Here is an 18,544-nt window from a genome sequence, read left to right on the forward strand (position 1 = left end):
TTAGTTAGCGCGCGGCCCAGAGCATTCCGCGAAGCATGATTTCGCGCGCCTCGGTGACGCCAAAATCATCCGCCACGTGGCCGAGCGAGGAGTAGAAGACGTTCCCATTTCCCCATTGCCGCTTCCAGACGACGGGCATGACGGTGCCGCTGATGTGCGGGTAGAGCGGGCTCTCGAAAGTGGTCGTGGCCAGCACCTCGTTCGATGGATCGACGTGCATGTAATATTGCTCGCTGTGCATCTCAAAATCCTCAATCCCTGCCATGATCGGATCCTCGGGCTCGGTGATTTCCACGAGGTAGTCGATGATGTTTCCCGGATGCGCTACCCACTGGCCGCCGACCATGAACTGGTATTCCGTCGCGGTGCGAAACGAGTCGGCCATGCCACCGTGCCAGCCGGCCAGTCCGGTGCCGCGCTCGATGGCGGTGAGCAGGCCCTTGAGCTGCTCGGAGGTGATGCTGCCCATGGTCCAGATGGGAACGATGAGGTCGAGCGACTGCATTTTTTTCGTGTCGAGATAGCAGTCGAGCGTGAGGCTGATTTCCACCTCGAAACCGGCCAGTTCCAGCAGCGGGGCAAAAATCTCGGCGCACTGGACGGGTTGATGTCCCTCCCAGCCACCGGCAACAAACAAGGCGCGTTTCATAATGGAATTTTTTGCGAAACTAACCAAGCGCCCTGCGAAAGCAAAGCGATTCTATTTCGCTGGAGCGCCGAGGGTCGCATCGAGCATCGCGGCCAACCGCCAACCGGCTTTGGGGAGTTCCTTTTCCACGGTTTTCGACGCCCAGATGCTGTAACTGTCCGAGCCGATGTGCGGCGCCTCGATGGCGGTCCAATGCAGGACGGAGGTGCCGTCGCGGTTCTTCGCAAACTCCTCCTGCGGGAGAAATTTAAGCCGGTTGTGCGCTTCCAATGCGAGCGGCAGAACGTCGTTCGCCCAAGCTTCGGCCCAGGTTTCGGGAGAGGAACCGGCGGCGGGCTTCCAGTTGATGGGTTCCTTTTTTGCGAGTTCCATCGCGAAGTCGCGTGGCTGATATTGCTCGGTCAATTTTCCCAGCGTCCGGCGGCGATAAGTGAGGCAGGATTCGACGGCGTCGTAATCCCAATACGCGTGCAGGCTGGTGCCGCCGAAGTTAATGTCGTTGCCGCCGCGATCCTCAAGGGCGGCAGGGTCGGAGTTAGGGTCGAGTCTGTCGCCGTTTTTGTTGAGGTAAATCGCGCCGACATGGAGCGGTTGATGAATGTCGCCGACGTAATGCGTGAGCAAAACCAGCGCGACCGCCGGGGTGATTTTCAGCGAATTATCAGGCTTTTCCTTTCCCTCCAAAACGCGGGCGCAGAAGGTAATCATGTGAACGATGTCCCATTGCGAAGTGCCGCGTTTCGTGGCGGAATAACTCGCGGATTGGATGGGAACGTCGGTGTAATGAAACCAGTGATGCGACGGCGGAATGCGGTTGAGGTCGTCGTAGCTCGGCGGATTGGCGGTGCGAAAAGCGAGCAACTCGGACTGCAGCGCAGGATTTTCCGGGAGCGTGAAAGTGCCCTTCGCGCGATCCTCTCCGCGCAATTCATCGGGCAGGGTCGAGGCACGTTCGAGAGTGACGGAGCCGAGGAGTTTTTTCACGGCATCGCCCGTGGGTTTGCCGGCGATCAACTGATCCGCCACGGCTCCGACGACGCGGTGGCCAGCCTCGGAATAAGCCAGCACGGTGTTGAGGTGGAGGAGTTGCAGCGCAATGCAGAGGGCGGCGAGGGGAAGCTTCATCTGCCCAACCTCAGACGAATGCGACGCGTTGGCCAGCCGGAAAATAGTGAACCCCGCAAAGCGCCGGGCGTGAGTCGGGCTCCATAATTATCTAACTCCGCCGCATCGGTGGCACGAGTTAGGCTGCAAATGAGGCCAAACCCTCATGCGAATCCTCATTGCCGAAGACCAACGAAACGTCGCCCAAGTTCTCGCCAAAATGGTGGCGAGTTGCGATCACGAAACCGTCGGCACTGTGACCACGGGCGGCCTCGATGTCATTGCCGCTTACGACAAACTGATGCCCGATGTGGTCATTATGGATATCCAGATGCCACGCCTCAACGGGCTGACGGCGTGTCACATTCTCATGACGCGAACGCCGACGCCGAAGGTGATTTTTTTCAGCGGCAATTACGATTCCGCGCACCCTTTCGTGCAGCGTTCCGGCGCGAGCGGCTTTCTGGCCAAACCCGCGACGGTGGATCAACTGCGCGTCGCCCTCGACGACCTCGGTTTGGCAGCGAACGCCGTTTAGACGGCGACCATCGGCTGCGAACGCTTGCGGGCGTTGGCGTTGAGAATCTTTTTGCGGAGTCGCAGGCTGATCGGAGTCACCTCGACGTATTCGTCGGGCGCGATGTATTCCAGCGAACGCTCCAAAGTCATGGTCAGCGGAGGCGAGAGCGAGATGCCTTTGCCGTCGCCGGTGGAGCGCATGTTGCTGAGCTTCTTGGCCTTGCACGGATTGCAGGGCATATCGTCGGGACGAGCGTTTTCGCCAATGATCATGCCTTCATAAACTTCGACGGCTGCGGCGATGAACAAACGTCCGCGCTCCTGAAGTGGCTCGAGCGAATAAGCGGTGCTGACGCCACCTTCCATGGCGATAAGAACGCCGTTGAAACGAGTCGGGATGTCGCCTTTGTGCGGGGCGTATTCCTTGAAAATGTGGGACATGATGCCGTGGCCTTTCGTCGCATTGACGAGGTCGGTCTCGAAGCCGATCAGACCGCGAGTTGGGACGACCGCCTGCACGGCGACGCTGTTCGCCTGGTGATCCATGCTGACGATCTCGGCTTTGCGGTTCGCGAGGGATTGCAAAATCGTGCCGAGATTTTCCGGCGGAACATCGACGTAAAGATTTTCGAGCGGCTCGAGCAATTTGCCTTCTTCGTCGCGTTGGAAAATAACTTCAGGACGTGAAACGAGCAGCTCGAAACCTTCGCGGCGCATTTGCTCGACGATGATCGCGATCTGCATTTCGCCACGAGCCTTGATTTCAAAGTGACCGGCGAGTTCGGTTTCATTCACCAGAATGGAGACGTTCGTGCGCGTCTCGCGGATGAGACGTTCGCGAATCTGACGGGCGGTGAGCAATTTGCCCTCGCGACCAGCCAGCGGGCCGTCGTTGATGCAAATCTTCATGCTGATCGTCGGCGGATCGATATCGACAAACGGAACAGAAGGACGGTCTTCCATATCGGTCAGCGTCTCGCCGATGTAGGCGTCTTCGAAGCCGCAAAGACCAATGATGTCGCCTTCGCTGGCGTTCTTGATCTCGGTTTTCATCAAACCCTGATGGCCGAAGAGTGCAGTGACATTGGTGCGTTCACGACGTCCATCGAGATGAATGCAAACGATGCTGTCGCCGACCTTCACGCGACCCGAAATGATGCGGCCAAAAGCAATACGTCCGAGATAATCGGAGTAATCGAGGTTGGAAACGAGCATCTGGAAGAAGCTGTGATCGGCTTTCTTCGGAGCCGGAATGTGCTTAACGATGGCGCGATAGAGCGGCTCCATGTTTTCACTCGGCTGATCGATCTCGTCCTTGGCGTAACCAGCCTTGGCGCTGGCGTAAACGACCGGGAAATCGAGTTGCAAGTCGCTGGCGCCGAGTTCCATGAAAAGCTCAAAAACCATGTCGAGCACCTTGTGCGGACGGGCGTTTTCGCGGTCGATCTTGTTGATGACGACGATCGGTTTCGCGCCGTTTTCGAGAGCTTTGCGGAGAACAAATTTCGTCTGCGCCTGCGGACCGTCATGCGAATCGACGACCAAAAGCACGCCGTCCACCATCTTCATAATGCGCTCCACCTCGCCGCCGAAATCGGCGTGTCCGGGCGTGTCCACGATGTTCACGTGATACTCATGCCACTGGAATGCGGCGTTTTTGGCCTTGATCGTGATGCCTTTTTCCCGTTCCAGATCCATGGAATCCATGATGCGGTCCTCGGTGGCTTTGGCCTCGTTGGCGCGGAAAGTGCCGGATTGTTTCAGGAGTTGATCGACGAGCGTGGTCTTGCCGTGGTCAACGTGGGCGATGATGGCGATGTTGCGAATGTGGTCCATAATGATGCGTGCTTTATCCCGGTTGGGTGAATGATTTCCCCGGTGGGAAAAGGGGCGCGAATATGGACTCGGACCCACGGGGCGTCAACGAGCCATTTCACGATTTTGGCCCTGATGCGCGCCGAAAGCCGTCATTTTTTTATCGGAGTTCGATTTATATCACCGCTCAGCCGGGGAGAAACGTAATCCCTAGTGAGCATGGAGACGCCCTTGGAAATACCGAATGAGATACCGATCATCGTCCTGCCGCAGGCGGTCTTGTTTCCCAATTCGCTGCTGCCGCTGCACATTTTCGAGCCGCGCTACCGCGCCATGCTGGCGGCGTCGCTCGGCGGCCCGCGCATCTTCGGCGTCGCGCAAACCCTTGAATGGGCCGACCCCGCGCTGCCTGTGCCCGACCTCGCCGAAATCATGGGCATCGGCGTCATTCGAGCCTGCGTGGAGCGTCTGGAGGGAACGTCGGACCTCATTTTGCAGGGTCTCACCCGCGTCCAAATCATCGGAGAAACGCAGTCGGAGCCGTTTCGAGTCGTCGAGATCGAGAGCGTCAGCACCGACGTCACCGATAGCGTTCAGACTCGCCTCCTGGCCGCCCAACTCCGCGAGCAAAGCCGGGCCTTGCGCCAGCGCGGCTACCAGATGCCGCCGAAGATGGATCAATATCTCGACAGCATCGAGGACCCGGAAGTCGTCGGCGATCTGATGGCCGCCGCGTTTGTCGAGGAGCCGGATATTCGCCAGGAAATTCTGGAGACATCCGACTTGGAGTCGCGTCTGGAAATCGTCCTTGCCGCGATGCGAAAAATGACGGCGACCTAGTCCGCCTGGCGCAGTGTTTTTGCGTAACTCCGTGCGCCGAAAATCGCTGTGCCGACTCGAATCAAAGTCGCGCCTTCCTCGATCGCCACCTCAAAATCGCCGCTCATGCCCATGCTCAAGTGCGTGAGGGGAATGGCCATTTCACCTGCAAGCCGGTCGCGAAGCTCGCGGAGTTGCCGGAAAAACGGACGCGATTCTTCCGGTTCCTCGGCGTAGGGCGCGATGGTCATGAGCCCGTCGATTTGCAGGCGCGGCAGCGCCAGCAGCGGCTCCATTTGAGTCAGAAGCTGATCGGGCTGGAATCCGAATTTCGACGATTCGCCTGCCACATTTACTTCCAGCAGCACCTTTGGAAACAAGCCGAGTTCCATCGCAATGCGGTCGATTTGTGTGGCGAGTTCGAGTGAATCAACGCTGTGAATCAGCTCAAAGAGCGGCAGCGCGTGCCGGATTTTGTTGCTCTGCAAATGACCGATCAGATGCCAGCGTAAATCCGATGGAGCGTCGGGGATTTTCGCCCGCGCCTCCTGCACTTTGTTCTCGCCGAAAAGCCGCAATCCACAGTCCCGCGCCTCGCGAATCGCCTGCAGCGGATGCGTTTTCGAGACTGCGATGAGTTCGATGGAACTCCGCTCACGCCCGGCCCGTTGCGCGGTGGCACAGATGCGACTTTCAATCGAATCAACCGCGTCGGCCATGCTGGAAAAAGACGTGCTCATTGGTTAGAAATGATCATAGTCTGCCGGAGTTCGCCGATGCAAATTGAGACTTTCCAGATTTTTTTTGATTTGGTCGATACCGCCAGCTTTTCGCGTGCGGCGGAAATGCACGGAATCACGCAGAGCGCGGTCAGCCAGCAAATCCGTGCGCTGGAACAGAAGTTCCAAGTGACGCTGATCGAGCGGGGGAAGAAAAATTTCTCCGTGACCGAAGAGGGCCGCGCAATGCTGTTGGCGGCAGGCGATATTTTAAAAATTTACGACTCGCTCAGTCAGCGGCTGGAGGAGTTGAAGACGCAAGTCGCGGGCACCATCCAGATCGCGGCGGTACACAGCATCGGCCTGCACGAGCTGCCGCCGTATCTGAAGGAATTCAAAAACAAATACCGCGAAGTGGATATCCGGCTGGAGTTTTTGCGCTCGGCGCAGGTCTATCAAGCCGTGCTCGATGGACGCGTCGATCTCGGTCTGGTGGCATTTCCAGCGGCGCGGAGAGGCATCGAAGTCGAATCGTTTTGGAAGGACAAGCTGGTCCTGATCTGCCCGCCGTCGCACCGCTTCGCCAGTCGCGAACGCGTCCGTTTGCGCGACTTGGACGGCGAGAAATTTGTTTCCTTCAGCTACGATCAACCGACGCGCAAAGCCATCGACCAGATGATTGCGAAGGCAGGCATTCGCATCCAGATCGCGATGGAACTCGACAATATCGAGACGGTGAAACGCGTCGTCGCCATCGAGAGCGGCATCGCGCTTGTGCCCCGCGTCACGGTGAAAGACGAAGTGCGTGCAGGTACGTTGAGTGCTGTGGAAGTGGTCGGGGCCGACATGTGGCGCCCGCTCGGGTTGCTCAAGAAAAAGAAAAAAGCCCTCACCGCCGCACAATTGGCCTTCATCGAACTCCTGCGCCACACCAAACAGAATTGGTAAATGGGTTGTTTCGGAAGCAGATTTGAGTTACATCGGAATCATGAAAACCACGATTGATATTCCAGAAAGCGATCTTTCGGATGCCATGCGCCTGACCGGAGCCAAAACGAAGCGCGATGCCATCGTCACCGCCGTGCAGGATTTTAACCGTCGGAAGAAGATGGCGGAGTTGGTGAAATATTTTGGGACTTTTGAGTCGCTCATGACCAATGACGAAATCGAAGCGTTGAATGATTTGGACGATCACAACAACGTCCCGTGAAGTTGATCGACACGACTTTTTGGGTGCAGGCCATGCGCCGAAAAGGTGACGCGAACATCCGGCAAAGAATGACATTTTTGGTCGAATCCGGTCAGGCCGCCTGGTGCGCGCCGGTGCGATTGGAATTATGGGCGGGAATCGGCCCCGGCGCTGAAAGATCGATGCTGCGGCAGTTTGAGCAGGTCATCCCGGAACTGCCGATCACCGATGAAGTCTGGCAACTCGCCTGCGACTTGGCCGATCTTGGTCGCGCCACTGGCCGAACATTCCCCAGCAACGACTTGCTCATCGCCGCGTGCGCCCTGTTTCACAAAGTGGAACTGGAGCACGCCGACCAGCATTTTGACGAAATCCTGAAACTCAAAAAATCATGAGCACACCAGCCATCGGCATCATCGGCGGGAGCGGTCTTTACCAGATCGAAGGCATCACCGAATCGGAAGAAATCACCGTCGAAACGCCCTTTGGAGCGCCGAGTGATACGATTGTCACTGGAATGCTCGCCGGTCGCCGGGTGTATTTTCTCCCGCGCCACGGCAAGGGCCACCGCATTCTCCCGCAGGAAATCAATCACCGCGCCAACATCTACGCGCTGAAATCACTCGGAGTCGCCTGGATCATCTGCGTGACGGCCGTCGGCAGTTTGAAGGAGGAATTTCCGCCGCGTCATATCGTTTTGCCGGACCAATATTTCGACCGCACGACGCATCGCGAGGGCCACACGTTTTTTGGCAAAGGCATCGTCGCGCATGTGGGTTTCGCCGATCCGACTTCCAGTGAATTGCGAAAATTGCTCTCCGCCGCGCTGAATGAAATGGAACTCGACCACACCAACGGCGGCACTTACGTGAACATGGACGGCCCGGCATTTTCCACCCGCGCCGAGTCCAACGTTCACCGGCAGCTCGGTTTCGACGTCGTCGGCATGACAAATCTGCCCGAGGCCAAGCTCGCTCGCGAGGCCGAGATCGCCCTCGCCACCATCGCCATGATCACCGATTACGATTGCTGGAAAGTGGACGAGGAACCAGTAAGCCTCACGATGGTCATCGGCCATCTCCTCGCCAATGCCGAGACCGCCAAATCCGTCCTCGCCCGCGTCATTCCGCAGATACCTCTGCAACCCAACTGGCCGGAGCACACGGCATTGGACACGGCCATCGTCACGCCGCGCCCATTGTGGCCGGAAGAAACTAGTCGCAAACTCGAAGCCATCCTCTATCGTTTTCTCCAGCAAAAATGAAGGTCCGCATTTCTCTCTTACTCGTCTCACTTTTGGGCCTCGGCCTGCAAACCGGTTGCGCCCAGGACGCGCTTCCCACCCCGCGCCAGCTCGATTCGACTCCCACTCCGGCGGCTTCTTTGCCCACTCCAAAACCCCTCGTCAACGAGGCTGCACCGCTCTCCCCTGATCCCGAGATTTCCATGGCCAATTTCACCCCCGGCAAAGCCAACACGTATGCCGAGGTTCACATTAAGGGGCCGTATCTCGCGATGACTTTTGACGACGGTCCGAGTAGCGAATACACCCCGACTCTCCTCGACGAACTCAAGAAGCGGAACATCAAAGCCACCTTCTTTCTCGTCGGCCAAAACGTAGCGGAATACCCCGATCTGGTGAAACGCATGGTCGCCGAGGGCCACGAAGTCGCCAACCACTCGTGGTCGCATCCGGCTTTCGCCAAAATGAGCGATGCCGCCGTGCGCAACGAAATCCAGAAAACCCAGGACGCCATCGTTGCCGCCTGTGGTGTGAAACCGACCCTGCTGCGCCCGCCTTACGGCTCCGTCACGCAGTCGCAGAAAAAATGGATCCCTGCGGAATTTGGCACGCAGATCATCCTCTGGTCCGTCGATCCGCTGGACTGGAAACGACCCGGCGAAAGCGTGGTTCGTTCCCGGATTCTGAGCGGCGCGGCGGACGGCGCGATCATTCTGGCGCACGACATTCACGGCGGCACGGTGAAGGCGATGCCCGAGACATTCGACCAATTGATCGCGAAAGGTTACAAGTTTGCCACCGTCTCCGAACTGCTCGCCATGGAACAGCCGAAGCCCTCGCCCACTCCCCGAGTGCTCGCCAAAGCGCCGGTAACCAAGCCAGAAGGCGAGCCGGAGAGCACACCCAAACTCCACTCTAAAAAAGCCCAGTGAAACTCGGGGCGGACTACCTGCAAGCCCGCGCCGCCCTGCAAAATGCGCTGGCCGAATTGGCCGATCTCGCCCGCGCCAGCAAGGCGGAAAATGACACCCTCGCCACCGTGGCCTCGCTGGGCCAGCAACTCAGCGAGCCGTTTCTTTTCGTCGTTGCCGGTGAGGTCAAAGCCGGAAAATCCTCCTTGCTCAACGCCCTCTTCGGACAGGAATTTTGCCGCGTCGATGTCCTGCCCGCGACCGACCGCATTTACCTCTTCAAACACGGCGAGACCGCCGAGGACGTGGACATCAACGCCCACTTCGCCGAGCTGCACCGGCCCATCGAGTTTCTGCGCGACTTCAACATCGTCGATACGCCCGGCACGAACTCGATCATCGCCGAGCACCAGGAAATCACCGAGCGCTTCGTCCCGCTGGCCGACCTGATTTTATTCGTCTTCAGCGTCACCAATCCGTGGGGCGCGTCGGCGTGGGAATTCATGGCGTTTATCCAGCAGAAATGGCTGAAAAAAGTCGCCTTCGTCGTGCAGCAAGCCGACCTGCGTTCGCCATCGGACTTGGAGCGGATTGAAAGTCACCTGCGCCAGACTTCGCTGCAAAAACTGGGCGTCGAGTGTCCCGTTTTCTCCGTTTCCGCCAGGCTCGCGCTCGAATCGCGGCAAACCGGCGACCCATTGAAATGGAACTCGAGTCAGTTTCAAAAACTGGAAGACTTCATCAATCAGTCCGTCGCCGGCGGCGAATTGCGTCAGGAGAAACTCGCGTCCATTCGCCGGACAGCGGGCGTCGTTCTCCGCGATTTGCAGCAGAAAACACAGAACGCGCTCGCCATTATCGAGCAGGATTTCGTTCGCCTCACCGAGCTGAAAACCATCCTCGCGCAACGCCGCGAACAATCGCTGCGCCAGATCGGCGGCTTCCTGCGAACCGTCGAGCAAGCCTGCGACAAATGCCGCATTCGAGGCGAGGAAGTCTTGCGCGAACGGCTCACCCTCATGGGCACCTTCAAGCTCATGCTGCATAAGGGCGAATGGCAGCAGGATTTCCAGAAACGGGTCGAAAGCGACTTGCAGGAAGCCGTTCAGCGGGAGATCAAACGTGGCCTCGACCTCATCGAAGGCGACCTGAAATCCCTCTGGCAATCGCTCCACGAGAGCCTGCAACGCGGCTTCACCGGCGAAAGCGCAGATCGGCTGCAGGCCGCGCGACTCTTCCTCGATCAACGCGCCGAGGTCGTCCGCAAACTCGACCTCACTTTGCTGGAACAGATGTCGGATCGACGCATTGAAACCCAACTCCAATCCCTTTTCGGCGAAACCGCTGCCTGGCTGCGCGTCCCCGGAGCCATCACGGCCGTCGGCGGAGTCGCTACCGTCATCGCCGCCCTCACGCACGTCGCCATATTGGATGTCACCGGCACCGTCGCCGCCGTGGGAGCCGTGGGCGGAACCATTGTGGCCGTCTTCAAACGCGGTCAAATCCTCCGCGAATACGCCCAGCAAATGTCCAAAAAACGCGACGCTCTGGTCACCGCCCTCGACGATCAACTGAAACACGCCATCGCGCTCTTTTACCAGGATCTCGCCGCGACCTTTGCCCCATTGGAAGACTTCTGTAACGCCGAAAAAGCCCGTTTCGAGCCCCTCGTCCAGAGTGCGATGGAACTCGAATCCAAATTGCTATGAACTGGGTCGGCAAAGTCGCTCTCGGTGTTTTTGCCGCAGTGGTGATTTTAGGAATTTTTTTCCCGATGGTTGAAGATAGGCCCACGTTCTGTGCAAAGCCCGCGGCTCATAATGATGTCCAACAACTCACAAACGCACTCAAAGCCTTCTACACGGAATACGGTCATTACCCTGAAATCTCTCGTGAATGCGTTCCGTCCGATGGTCGGCTGATGTCCATCTTGAAAGGCGAAGACCACGAGCAAAACCCTCGCAAAGTTGTCTTCATCGAAGTTCAGGAGGCTAGGAAAAAAAGCGGACGCTGGATCAATGGAATCCATCCACAAACAGGCGCATGGCTCGATCCCTATGGAGCTCCGTTTTGGGTGAAAATCGACACGGACTACAACGGAATTATTCCAAATCCCTACTCCGATGCCAAAGCTGGCCCCCGCGAAATCAATGCAGGCGTAATCGTCTGGTCAGCGGGCAAAGACGGCATCTTCGGTAATCCGAACGCGCACGGCCAATTCCAAAACTCCGACGACGTTCTTTCTTGGCAATAGGGTGCGATGGAACTCGAATCCCCCGCCATTTGCGAGGGCTCAAGAACCGTGCGCAAGTTGTTGATTCAAGACAGTTTGCAGCAATTGCCAGCCCGGAAACACTGAAAGTTAGCGCGAAAACATTGAAGATTAGCGCTGCAACATTTCCCATTAAGACCGCGACGTTTCAAATTAAGGCTGCAACATCTCCGATTAGTCCCGCAACGTCGTTCGCTCCGCTGAAAACAGCTTCCATTTCACTCTCAACGTCCCCGATGGGAGTTTCAGCGGACTCACCGCCCAACAAAACAGCCGCAAACTGACGTTTGCGGCTGTTCGATAAAGAAATCGTCTCGGCGGATTAGCGCTTGGAGAACTGGAAGCGCTTGCGGGCGCCGGGCTGACCCGATTTTTTGCGTTCCTTCATGCGCGGGTCGCGGGTGAGGAGTCCTTCCTCTTTCAAAGTGCCACGAAGAGCGGGGTCAAATTGCAGCAAAGCGCGGGAAACAGCGAGCTTGATGGCTCCAGCCTGGCCATTGACGCCGCCGCCGGAGGTGTTTACGCGGAGATCAAATTGATTGATCGTTTTGGCGGTGTGGAAAGCGTGCAAAACGGTGTTTTGCAGGTTCAAGGTCGGGAAATAGTCTTCGAAGGACTTGCCGTTGACTTCGATTTTTCCGGTGCCGGAGATGAGGCGGATGCGGGCGACGGCGGTTTTGCGACGGCCAGTGGCGATGTATTCCTGTGTGGTGGACATAAAATTAGGCGAGGGCGATGGCGGCTGGATTCTGCGCTTCGTGCGGATGCTCGGCTCCGGCATACACCTTGAGTTTCGTGTAAGTGGAACGTCCGAGGCGGTTATGGGGAATCATTCCGCGAACAGCGCGCTCGATGAGCAACTCGGGATGACGCGCCTGACGGGCCTTGAAAGTCTCGGATTTATGGCCGCCGACGAAGCCGGAGAAGCTCATGTATTCCTTGGCGACTTCTTTTTTGCCGAGGACTTTGACTTCCTTGGCGTTGATCACGACGACGAAATCGCCGGTGTCCACGTGCGGGGTGTAGATGGCTTTGTGTTTGCCACGAAGCAGGGTGGCGGCGCGCTCGGCGACGCGGCCGAGGACTTGATCCTTGGCGTCGATGATCCACCATTTGCGGGTGACTTCGTTGGCTTTAGCTGAAAATGTGCTCATAAATGCGGTTTCCCGAGACTTCTGCAAGGGGCGGTGAAATTAGGGAATGCTCCGTGGGTTGTCAAACGGAATTCCATGGTTATTTGGCGGATTTTGTATTCCGGCGGATAAATTCCCCGGCGAGGGCGGTGTAGGCAAAGGCGCCGAGGCTGCTCGGGTCGTATTCGATGATCGGTTTTCCGAAGCTGGGAGCTTCGCCGAGTCGGACGGAGCGGGGGATCATCGTGTCGTAGAGCACCTCGGGAAAATGCGCTCTAACTTCGGCGACGACCTGCTGATTGAGGTTCGTCCGCTTGTCGTACATCGTGATGACGATCCCCTCGACCTTCAGGCCGGGGTTTACGGAATTGAGTTGCTCGGTGACTTGCATGATGCGGGTGAGGCCTTCGAGGGCAAAATATTCCGATTGCAACGGCACCAGCACCAGGTCGGCGGCGGCGAGTGCGTTGGTCATCAAAATTCCGAGCGACGGAGGGCAATCGAGGAGGATGAAATCGTAGGGCGACTTCTTGCGCATCGGAGCGAGCGCGGCTTTCAGGCGAACGAGGTGGTCGTCGAGCCGGGCGACTTCGACTTCCACGCCAGCCAGATCGAGATCGGCGGGGACGAGCGACAGATTTTCGTAACGCGTTTCCACCACGTTGTCGGTCAGCTTGGACTCGCCGAGGAGCGGGCCGTAGCAGCTCTTGTCTTTGGTCTCGCTCATGCCGAGGGCGCTGGTGGCGTTGCCCTGTGGGTCGAGGTCAACGAGGAGAATTTTGCGTCCCATGAGAGCGAGACACGCCGCCAGATTGACGGAGGTGGTGGTTTTTCCAACACCGCCTTTTTGATTGGCAACAGCGACGATCTTCATGCGGTCGGCGAGTAAACCGCAGTTCCTGCGCGCCGACAAACCTATTTCGCCACCCGCGTGCTTCTGTATAGAGTCGCGGATGGAAAATCGCGTCCGATGAGAACTGAAACGCTGCATCGCTGGCTCTGGCGGACGTTCCTTTTCTGGACACTGGTCGAGGGCGTCGTGCTGACGTTCGACATCGGCGCGGCGCAGGCGAAAAACGGAGCGCCTTCCGGTCTCCAATCGACTTGCATCGCCCTCTTGCGAGCCACCGACGCCATCTGGATCGTGCTGGCGGCGGCGTTTGTTTACATCGACCTCATCCGCCGCGAAGGCCTCCCGGTCGCCCGCCGCGCCGCGATTGCGATCTTACTCGGCTCTGGGCTGGTCGCCGGTCTTGGGGCGAAAACGGGATTTCCTTTTGGCCCATTCATTTTTACCGGCCAGATGGGCGCGAAAATTGCGGGCGTTCCCTTTGCCGTTCCCTTACTCTGGATGGTGATTCTGGTGGCATCCCGCTACACCGTCCTGCATTTCTGGGAACACGCCCGGCGCTGGCAAATCGCTGTCGGTACCGGACTTCTGGCCGTCGCCACCGATGCGAGTCTGGAGTGGATCGCCTGGAAAATTCGCGCTTGGTGGCTCTGGTATTTCCCGCTGGCCAACACGCCAAACTGGCCGCCGTTGCAAAACTTTCCGAGCTGGTTTTGCCTCGCCGCGCTGCTGGCGTGGTTCGCGTTTCCGGCGTCGCGACCGGTCGGACGTCATATCCAACCGGTGATTTTGCTCGGGCTCCTGAACCTCGTTTTCTGGGTCACGCTGGCTGTGCGCTGGCCGCGATAACACTCAAACTCGACTTGCCGCCAGCAGGATGCCTGCGGCTTTGTCGAGCGTTTCTTGGTATTCGCGAGCCGGATCGGAGTCGGCCACGATTCCCGCACCGACCGCGAAACTGACTTGGTCGCCTTGCTGGCAAATCGTCCGGATCGCGATGCTAAACTGGCTCTCTCCGTTGTAGCCAAAATACCCGATCGCGCCCGTGTAAATGCCGCGCTCGCGCTGCTCCAGTTCGCGAATAATTTCCCGGGCTCGATGCTTCGGCGCACCCGTGATCGAGCCTCCGGGAAAGCAGGCCGCGAGAGCCGCGACGTGGCTGACATTCGACCGCAACTCACCTTCGACCGTCGAGACGAGATGGAAGACTTGCTCGTAGCGCTCCAGTTTCAAAAGCTCGGTCACGCGCACACTGCCATACTCGCAAATCTGCCCGAGATCGTTGCGCTCCAGGTCGGTGATCATGACCAGCTCCGACACTTCCTTCGGCGATGTGATCAGCTCGTAAGCGGCCAGCTCGTCGCGTTCCTGGTCGGCGGCGCGGGGCCGGGTGCCCTTGATCGGACGCGTGACGATGTGGCGTCCGCTTATTTTTAGAAACAACTCCGGCGACGAGGAAATGATCTGGGTTCCATTCAAATCGAGGAACGCCGAATACGGCGCAGGCGAGTAGTGTCGCAACAGCTCGAACAACGCAAAACCCTCGCCGCTCCAAGTCGCCTCAAACTCGTGCGTGACGTTGACCTGATAAATGTCGCCCGCCGCGATCCAGTCCTTCGCCAGCGCGACTTGCCGGCAATATTCGTCGCCGGAAAGCGTGGCGCGGAAGTGGAGTTTCTCATTCGCATGGAACTCGACTGGAGCCGCGATTTTTTCTACCAGTCGGCTGCTGCCAAACCAGCGCTGCTGCCCGTGATCGTAAACCAGCAGATCGTCGTAGAAGCCGAAGCAAAATTTTCCCTCGTAGCTGACGAACCCGATTGCCGCGCCGACAGGCCAGCCCTGGTCGGACGTCACGCGCTGACGTTTCGCGACCTCAGCCTCCAGTTCAGGAAAATCCGTTCCCTCCAGAACGCAGTCGGGTTCGACTCCGATGATCGAGATCTGACCCGCCGCTGCCGTCACGGAATCCAGAAACACGAACCCGGCGCAGGTTCGCAACCCCGCGGCCACTTCCCACGGCGTGAGGTCCAGGGCGAGCGACGAAAAAGCGGAAATGGTGGGCGGGTGCGTCGCCATGAGCGAGTTTTGGCAGCGGGCTGAAATGGGTGCAAACGCATTCTTTGCAAACGGCGCGAATTTGTTACCTTGGCCTCGTGAAGACACCACTTATCGCCCTCGCCGCCTGCTGCGCATTCACTTTGGCCCAGGCCCTCAGCCCGAAGCCGAAGGACGATTCCACCGCCGCCACGCAGGAGGCCACCGAGCAATCTGTTCTCCCCGAGGAACCGCTTCTCAGCACGCCCACACCCGAGCCGAGCCCGGATCTGAGCGGCATGGCTGTCCAGCCATTGCCCTCGGGCGGCATCATTCCGCTGAGCGGCCCGACCGTGGATGAGCAACGCAAACTCGCGGAGGCTTTCCGATCGGCCAAGACCGAGGCGGAGGAAAATTTTACCCTCGCCGACATCAAGCTGCGGGCCTTTGCCGCGCCGACGGAACGTGAGAAACGCGCCCTGCTGCGTGAGTATTATCAGGCCATCGAGACGCACATCAGCCAGACCTCGCCCGCGCTCAAGACGCAGGCGCAGGCATGGTCGTTTGCCCAGCAAAACCGCCTCGCCCGCATTCGCACCGAGCCCGATTACAAGGCTCCCACCAAACCGGCGGCCCTGGTTCAGACAAAGTCCGAGGGCGCGGACAGCCCCGACAGCGAGGCCAAGGCCCCGACCGGCGAACGATCCGACCTCCAGCCGTCTCTGGAGAATTGAAAATTTTAAGGGTCGAGTTGCATCGCAATCTGGGCGCGGTTTGCCGCTTGTCATTCCGATTTTCGCGATTATTCTACAACCCACCAAACGGCGCATTCGACTAGTCGGTTAGGTCACAGCCCTCTCAAGGCTGGTGGACGGGTTCGAGTCCCGTATGCGCTACTTTTTTCCATTGCCGGATCATCTGGCGGGGTAGCCAAGTGGTAAGGCAGGGCTCTGCAAAAGCCCTATTCGGGGGTTCGATTCCCCCCCCCGCCTCCAAGTTCCATCTTAATCAGCGTGAGATATCGCTCTTACTCTACTGCGAGCAGCTGCTGGTAAATCTGCAGGTCGCGTGTCGAGAAACAGCAGAAAATAATCTCCCGCAGCGAAGTCGTTGTTTGGAGAAAATCTCTCGCCGTCGTCACCGCAATCTGCGCCGCCGCTTCCACCGGATAGCCGTAGATTCCAGTGCTAATCGCCGGAAACGCGATCGAGGTCAGGTTGTTTGCAGCCGCGATTTCCAACGAGCGGCGATAGCACGAGGCGAGCAATTCCGCCTCGCCCCCGGCGCCTTGGGTGCCGCCATTCCAGACAGGGCCGACCGTGTGGATGACATATTTCGCCGGCAGCCGGTGACCGCGGGTGAGTTTGGCATCGCCTGTCTGGCAGCCGGCGAGCGTACGACATTCCTCCAGCAGTGCAGGACCCGCTGCACGATGAATCGCGCCATCCACGCCGCCGCCACCGAGCAGAGAGGAATTGGCCGCATTGACAACCGCATCGACCGCCAGCGTAGTGATGTCGGCCTGCATTGCACTCAAAGTCGCCATGCTGGAAAAACGCGCCTCCCCGTCATCCCGGATGCCGGGTCAGTCTTCTAGGCCGCCGCCGCCACCATCGGGCGCGCATAATAACGCCAGTCCACCGTCGGGAAAAGATTGTCGCGCTCCTCGCAGAAAACCAGAAACGCCTCGTCGATCTTTCCCGCCTGCAACTGCTCGTGCAACCGCGTGAAACGCAGCACGTGATCCTTCGTTCGCTTGCTCGCGTACTCGCTCGCCGTGCCCGTCTTCATCAGAAACGCCCAGTCGCTGCTCTGCGCCAGGAGAAGCTCCCGGGCCATCTGGCTGAGCGCCCGATTTTTCAACCCATCCGCCTCACCGAAATACTCCGTCGCCGTCGCGATCATCCGCTCCGCCGCCACGTGCAGGTGCGGGTAAATCCACGCATTGCTCTGGTCGAGCCAGACCTCCCAATAACCCTTGTGACCCCAACTCGAGGCCGAGGGAATAATCATCTGCTGAGTGGAATGCGACTCCAGATAACGCTCGGGCGTGGTCAACTCAAATACCGACTGATCGCACGCCGCCTTGCGCAGAAACAGATTCAAAAACTCCGGGCCCTCGTGCCACCAGTGACCAAATAACTCCGCGTCGAATGGCGTCACCACGATCGGCTCGATATTCGTGCCCGCCAGCAGCTTCTCAAACTGCGCAATGCGATGCTGCAGGAAATCTCCCGCGTGCGCATCGGCGGCCGCCATCGCCCAGTCGCGATGATACAGATCCTTGTGCGGCGTGCGGCCCGTGATGCGGTGATACTTGATCCCCGTGTTCTTCCGCTCGCCGTTCGCCGGCAGGTAGGGGCGCAAATAATCCAGCGACAGATCGTGCCCGATGTCGCGGTAGAAATCCCGATACGCCGGGTCGCCGGGATAACCCTCCTCCGCGCTCCAGACCTGGCGCGACGAATCGCGATCCCGCGCCAGCACCGCCGGACCCGCCGGCGTGTAACACGGCGAGTAGATCGCATAGCGCGGCCGCGGTTGGCCAAACATCAGCCCATGCGAATCGATCACAAACCACCGGATATTCGCCTCCTGCAACACCTGCTCGATGCCTTGAATGTAGCCACATTCCGGCAGCCAGATACCGCGCGGGTCGCGTCCGAAACACTCCCGATACGAGTCGCGCGCGATCAGAATCTGCGCCCGCACCGCTTCGGGATAGGAATGCATCAACGGCAGAAACCCATGGGTCGCCGCGCAGGTGATGATTTCAATGGAACCCCGGTTCTGCAAACCCGCGAATTGCTGCACCAGGTCGCAGTCCCACTTCAAAAACAGATCGCGGCATTCCACAAAATGCGCGTGATAACGCTCCGCCTCCGCATGCACCAGCGGATCGGCGATCGTGCGATGCGTCTCCTGCCGCGCCAGGCCGATCAGCCGCTCGATGTGCCGCACATAACGCCGTTGCAGCAGCGGATCGCGCAACATCGCGCAGAGCGTCGGCGTGAGCGACATCGTCATGCGGAAGCGAATCCCATCCGCCTCCAACCCGTGAAACAGCTTCAGGAGCGGCACATACGTCTCCGAGATCGCCTCGTAGAGCCAATCCTCCTCGAGGAAATCGGCATGCTCCGGGTGCCGCACAAACGGCAGATGAGCGTGCAGAATCAGAGCGAGATGTCCTTTGCGAAGGTTCGGCATACGGCGACACCTGTAAGCCGAAAGAAGGAATCAGGAAATCAAGAAAATCGGATAACGCAGGAAAGTCACAAACGTCG

21 protein-coding genes and 2 tRNA genes are annotated in these 18,544 nt (G+C 58.7%); 13 read left to right on the plus strand and 10 right to left on the minus strand.

From position 1 onward, the window contains the following. Positions 1-4 precede the first annotated feature (4 nt). Positions 5-649, minus strand: a complete 645-nt coding sequence (locus tag ABIT76_05850) for a ThuA domain-containing protein (GenBank protein MEO7932664.1) — start codon at positions 647-649, stop codon at positions 5-7. A gap of 51 nt (positions 650-700) precedes the next feature. Beyond that, the gene (locus tag ABIT76_05855; protein ID MEO7932665.1) at positions 701-1,774 is read right to left on the minus strand and encodes a S1/P1 nuclease; all 1,074 of its coding nucleotides are present in this window, start codon (positions 1,772-1,774) and stop codon (positions 701-703) included. Positions 1,775-1,919: 145 nt separating this feature from the next. Between ABIT76_05855 and ABIT76_05860 the strand changes: the two genes are divergently transcribed. Next, positions 1,920-2,291 (plus strand): response regulator, encoded by a 372-nt coding sequence (locus ABIT76_05860; protein ID MEO7932666.1) that lies wholly within the window; start codon positions 1,920-1,922, stop codon positions 2,289-2,291. Here the strand turns inward: ABIT76_05860 and typA are convergent. Further along, a complete protein-coding gene (typA, locus tag ABIT76_05865; GenBank protein MEO7932667.1) occupies positions 2,288-4,108 on the minus strand; it encodes a translational GTPase TypA in 1,821 nt (606 codons plus the stop codon). The two genes, ABIT76_05860 and typA, sit on opposite strands and share 4 nt — an antisense overlap. A gap of 198 nt (positions 4,109-4,306) precedes the next feature. Between typA and ABIT76_05870 the strand changes: the two genes are divergently transcribed. Beyond that, complete coding sequence (locus tag ABIT76_05870; GenBank protein MEO7932668.1) at positions 4,307-4,927, plus strand: LON peptidase substrate-binding domain-containing protein; 621 nt, start codon at positions 4,307-4,309, stop codon at positions 4,925-4,927. Here the strand turns inward: ABIT76_05870 and ABIT76_05875 are convergent. Further along, positions 4,924-5,646, minus strand: coding sequence for a YggS family pyridoxal phosphate-dependent enzyme (locus ABIT76_05875; protein MEO7932669.1), 723 nt, complete (start codon positions 5,644-5,646; stop codon positions 4,924-4,926). The two genes, ABIT76_05870 and ABIT76_05875, sit on opposite strands and share 4 nt — an antisense overlap. 9 nt (positions 5,647-5,655) lie before the next feature. Here ABIT76_05875 and ABIT76_05880 point away from each other — a divergent pair, with 9 nt between their 5' ends. The 7 genes from ABIT76_05880 to ABIT76_05910 are packed head-to-tail and all read left to right on the plus strand — an operon-like array spanning position 5,656 to position 11,222. Next, positions 5,656-6,573, plus strand: a complete 918-nt coding sequence (locus ABIT76_05880) for a LysR family transcriptional regulator (protein ID MEO7932670.1) — start codon at positions 5,656-5,658, stop codon at positions 6,571-6,573. A gap of 40 nt (positions 6,574-6,613) precedes the next feature. Further along, positions 6,614-6,835, plus strand: coding sequence for a type II toxin-antitoxin system VapB family antitoxin (locus ABIT76_05885; GenBank protein ID MEO7932671.1), 222 nt, complete (start codon positions 6,614-6,616; stop codon positions 6,833-6,835). Beyond that, positions 6,832-7,209, plus strand: coding sequence for a PIN domain-containing protein (locus ABIT76_05890; protein ID MEO7932672.1), 378 nt, complete (start codon positions 6,832-6,834; stop codon positions 7,207-7,209). The genes ABIT76_05885 and ABIT76_05890 overlap by 4 nt, the downstream gene beginning before the upstream one ends. Next, positions 7,206-8,078, plus strand: a complete 873-nt coding sequence (gene mtnP / locus ABIT76_05895; GenBank protein ID MEO7932673.1) for an S-methyl-5'-thioadenosine phosphorylase — start codon at positions 7,206-7,208, stop codon at positions 8,076-8,078. The genes ABIT76_05890 and mtnP overlap by 4 nt, the downstream gene beginning before the upstream one ends. Then, positions 8,075-8,989, plus strand: a complete 915-nt coding sequence (locus ABIT76_05900) for a polysaccharide deacetylase family protein (GenBank protein ID MEO7932674.1) — start codon at positions 8,075-8,077, stop codon at positions 8,987-8,989. Before mtnP ends, ABIT76_05900 begins: the two co-directional genes overlap by 4 nt. Next, on the plus strand, positions 8,986-10,677 hold the full coding sequence (locus tag ABIT76_05905; protein MEO7932675.1) for a dynamin family protein: 1,692 nt from the start codon (positions 8,986-8,988) through the stop codon (positions 10,675-10,677). Before ABIT76_05900 ends, ABIT76_05905 begins: the two co-directional genes overlap by 4 nt. Then, positions 10,674-11,222 carry a hypothetical protein gene (locus ABIT76_05910; GenBank protein ID MEO7932676.1) on the plus strand — a complete coding sequence of 183 codons (549 nt, stop codon included), beginning with the start codon at positions 10,674-10,676 and terminating at the stop codon, positions 11,220-11,222. The genes ABIT76_05905 and ABIT76_05910 overlap by 4 nt, the downstream gene beginning before the upstream one ends. A gap of 340 nt (positions 11,223-11,562) precedes the next feature. On the opposite strand, the gene rpsI is transcribed toward ABIT76_05910, so the two are convergent. The 3 genes from rpsI to ABIT76_05925 all read right to left on the minus strand — a co-directional run bounded on the left by rpsI (position 11,563) and on the right by ABIT76_05925 (position 13,247). Further along, on the minus strand, positions 11,563-11,958 hold the full coding sequence (gene rpsI / locus ABIT76_05915) for a 30S ribosomal protein S9 (GenBank protein MEO7932677.1): 396 nt from the start codon (positions 11,956-11,958) through the stop codon (positions 11,563-11,565). Positions 11,959-11,962: 4 nt separating this feature from the next. After that, positions 11,963-12,394: a 50S ribosomal protein L13 gene (rplM, locus tag ABIT76_05920; GenBank protein MEO7932678.1), complete on the minus strand. Its 432-nt coding sequence runs from the start codon at positions 12,392-12,394 to the stop codon at positions 11,963-11,965. Between the two features lie 79 nt (positions 12,395-12,473). Then, positions 12,474-13,247, minus strand: a complete 774-nt coding sequence (locus tag ABIT76_05925) for a ParA family protein (protein MEO7932679.1) — start codon at positions 13,245-13,247, stop codon at positions 12,474-12,476. A 96-nt stretch (positions 13,248-13,343) separates the two neighbouring features. Between ABIT76_05925 and ABIT76_05930 the strand changes: the two genes are divergently transcribed. Then, the gene (locus ABIT76_05930) at positions 13,344-14,072 is read left to right on the plus strand and encodes a carotenoid biosynthesis protein (GenBank protein MEO7932680.1); all 729 of its coding nucleotides are present in this window, start codon (positions 13,344-13,346) and stop codon (positions 14,070-14,072) included. Positions 14,073-14,075: 3 nt separating this feature from the next. Here ABIT76_05930 and pabB read toward each other — a convergent pair whose 3' ends face one another. After that, a complete protein-coding gene (pabB, locus tag ABIT76_05935) occupies positions 14,076-15,302 on the minus strand; it encodes an aminodeoxychorismate synthase component I (protein MEO7932681.1) in 1,227 nt (408 codons plus the stop codon). Between the two features lie 77 nt (positions 15,303-15,379). On the opposite strand from pabB, the gene ABIT76_05940 reads away from it, so the two are divergent. From ABIT76_05940 to ABIT76_05950, 3 genes are all read left to right on the plus strand, one after another. Next, on the plus strand, positions 15,380-15,994 hold the full coding sequence (locus tag ABIT76_05940) for a hypothetical protein (protein ID MEO7932682.1): 615 nt from the start codon (positions 15,380-15,382) through the stop codon (positions 15,992-15,994). A gap of 89 nt (positions 15,995-16,083) precedes the next feature. Beyond that, positions 16,084-16,156: transfer RNA gene (locus ABIT76_05945), tRNA-Glu, on the plus strand. 24 nt (positions 16,157-16,180) lie between these two features. After that, positions 16,181-16,255: transfer RNA gene (locus ABIT76_05950), tRNA-Cys, on the plus strand. Positions 16,256-16,287: 32 nt separating this feature from the next. On the opposite strand, the gene ABIT76_05955 is transcribed toward ABIT76_05950, so the two are convergent. Continuing rightward, the gene (locus ABIT76_05955; GenBank protein ID MEO7932683.1) at positions 16,288-16,806 is read right to left on the minus strand and encodes an O-acetyl-ADP-ribose deacetylase; all 519 of its coding nucleotides are present in this window, start codon (positions 16,804-16,806) and stop codon (positions 16,288-16,290) included. Positions 16,807-16,853: 47 nt separating this feature from the next. Next, positions 16,854-18,467 (minus strand): 1,4-alpha-glucan branching protein domain-containing protein, encoded by a 1,614-nt coding sequence (locus ABIT76_05960; protein MEO7932684.1) that lies wholly within the window; start codon positions 18,465-18,467, stop codon positions 16,854-16,856. Positions 18,468-18,544: the final 77 nt, after the last annotated feature.

The organism is Chthoniobacterales bacterium (genome assembly GCA_039930045.1).
Classification (GTDB): Bacteria; Verrucomicrobiota; Verrucomicrobiia; order Chthoniobacterales; family DASVRZ01; genus DASVRZ01.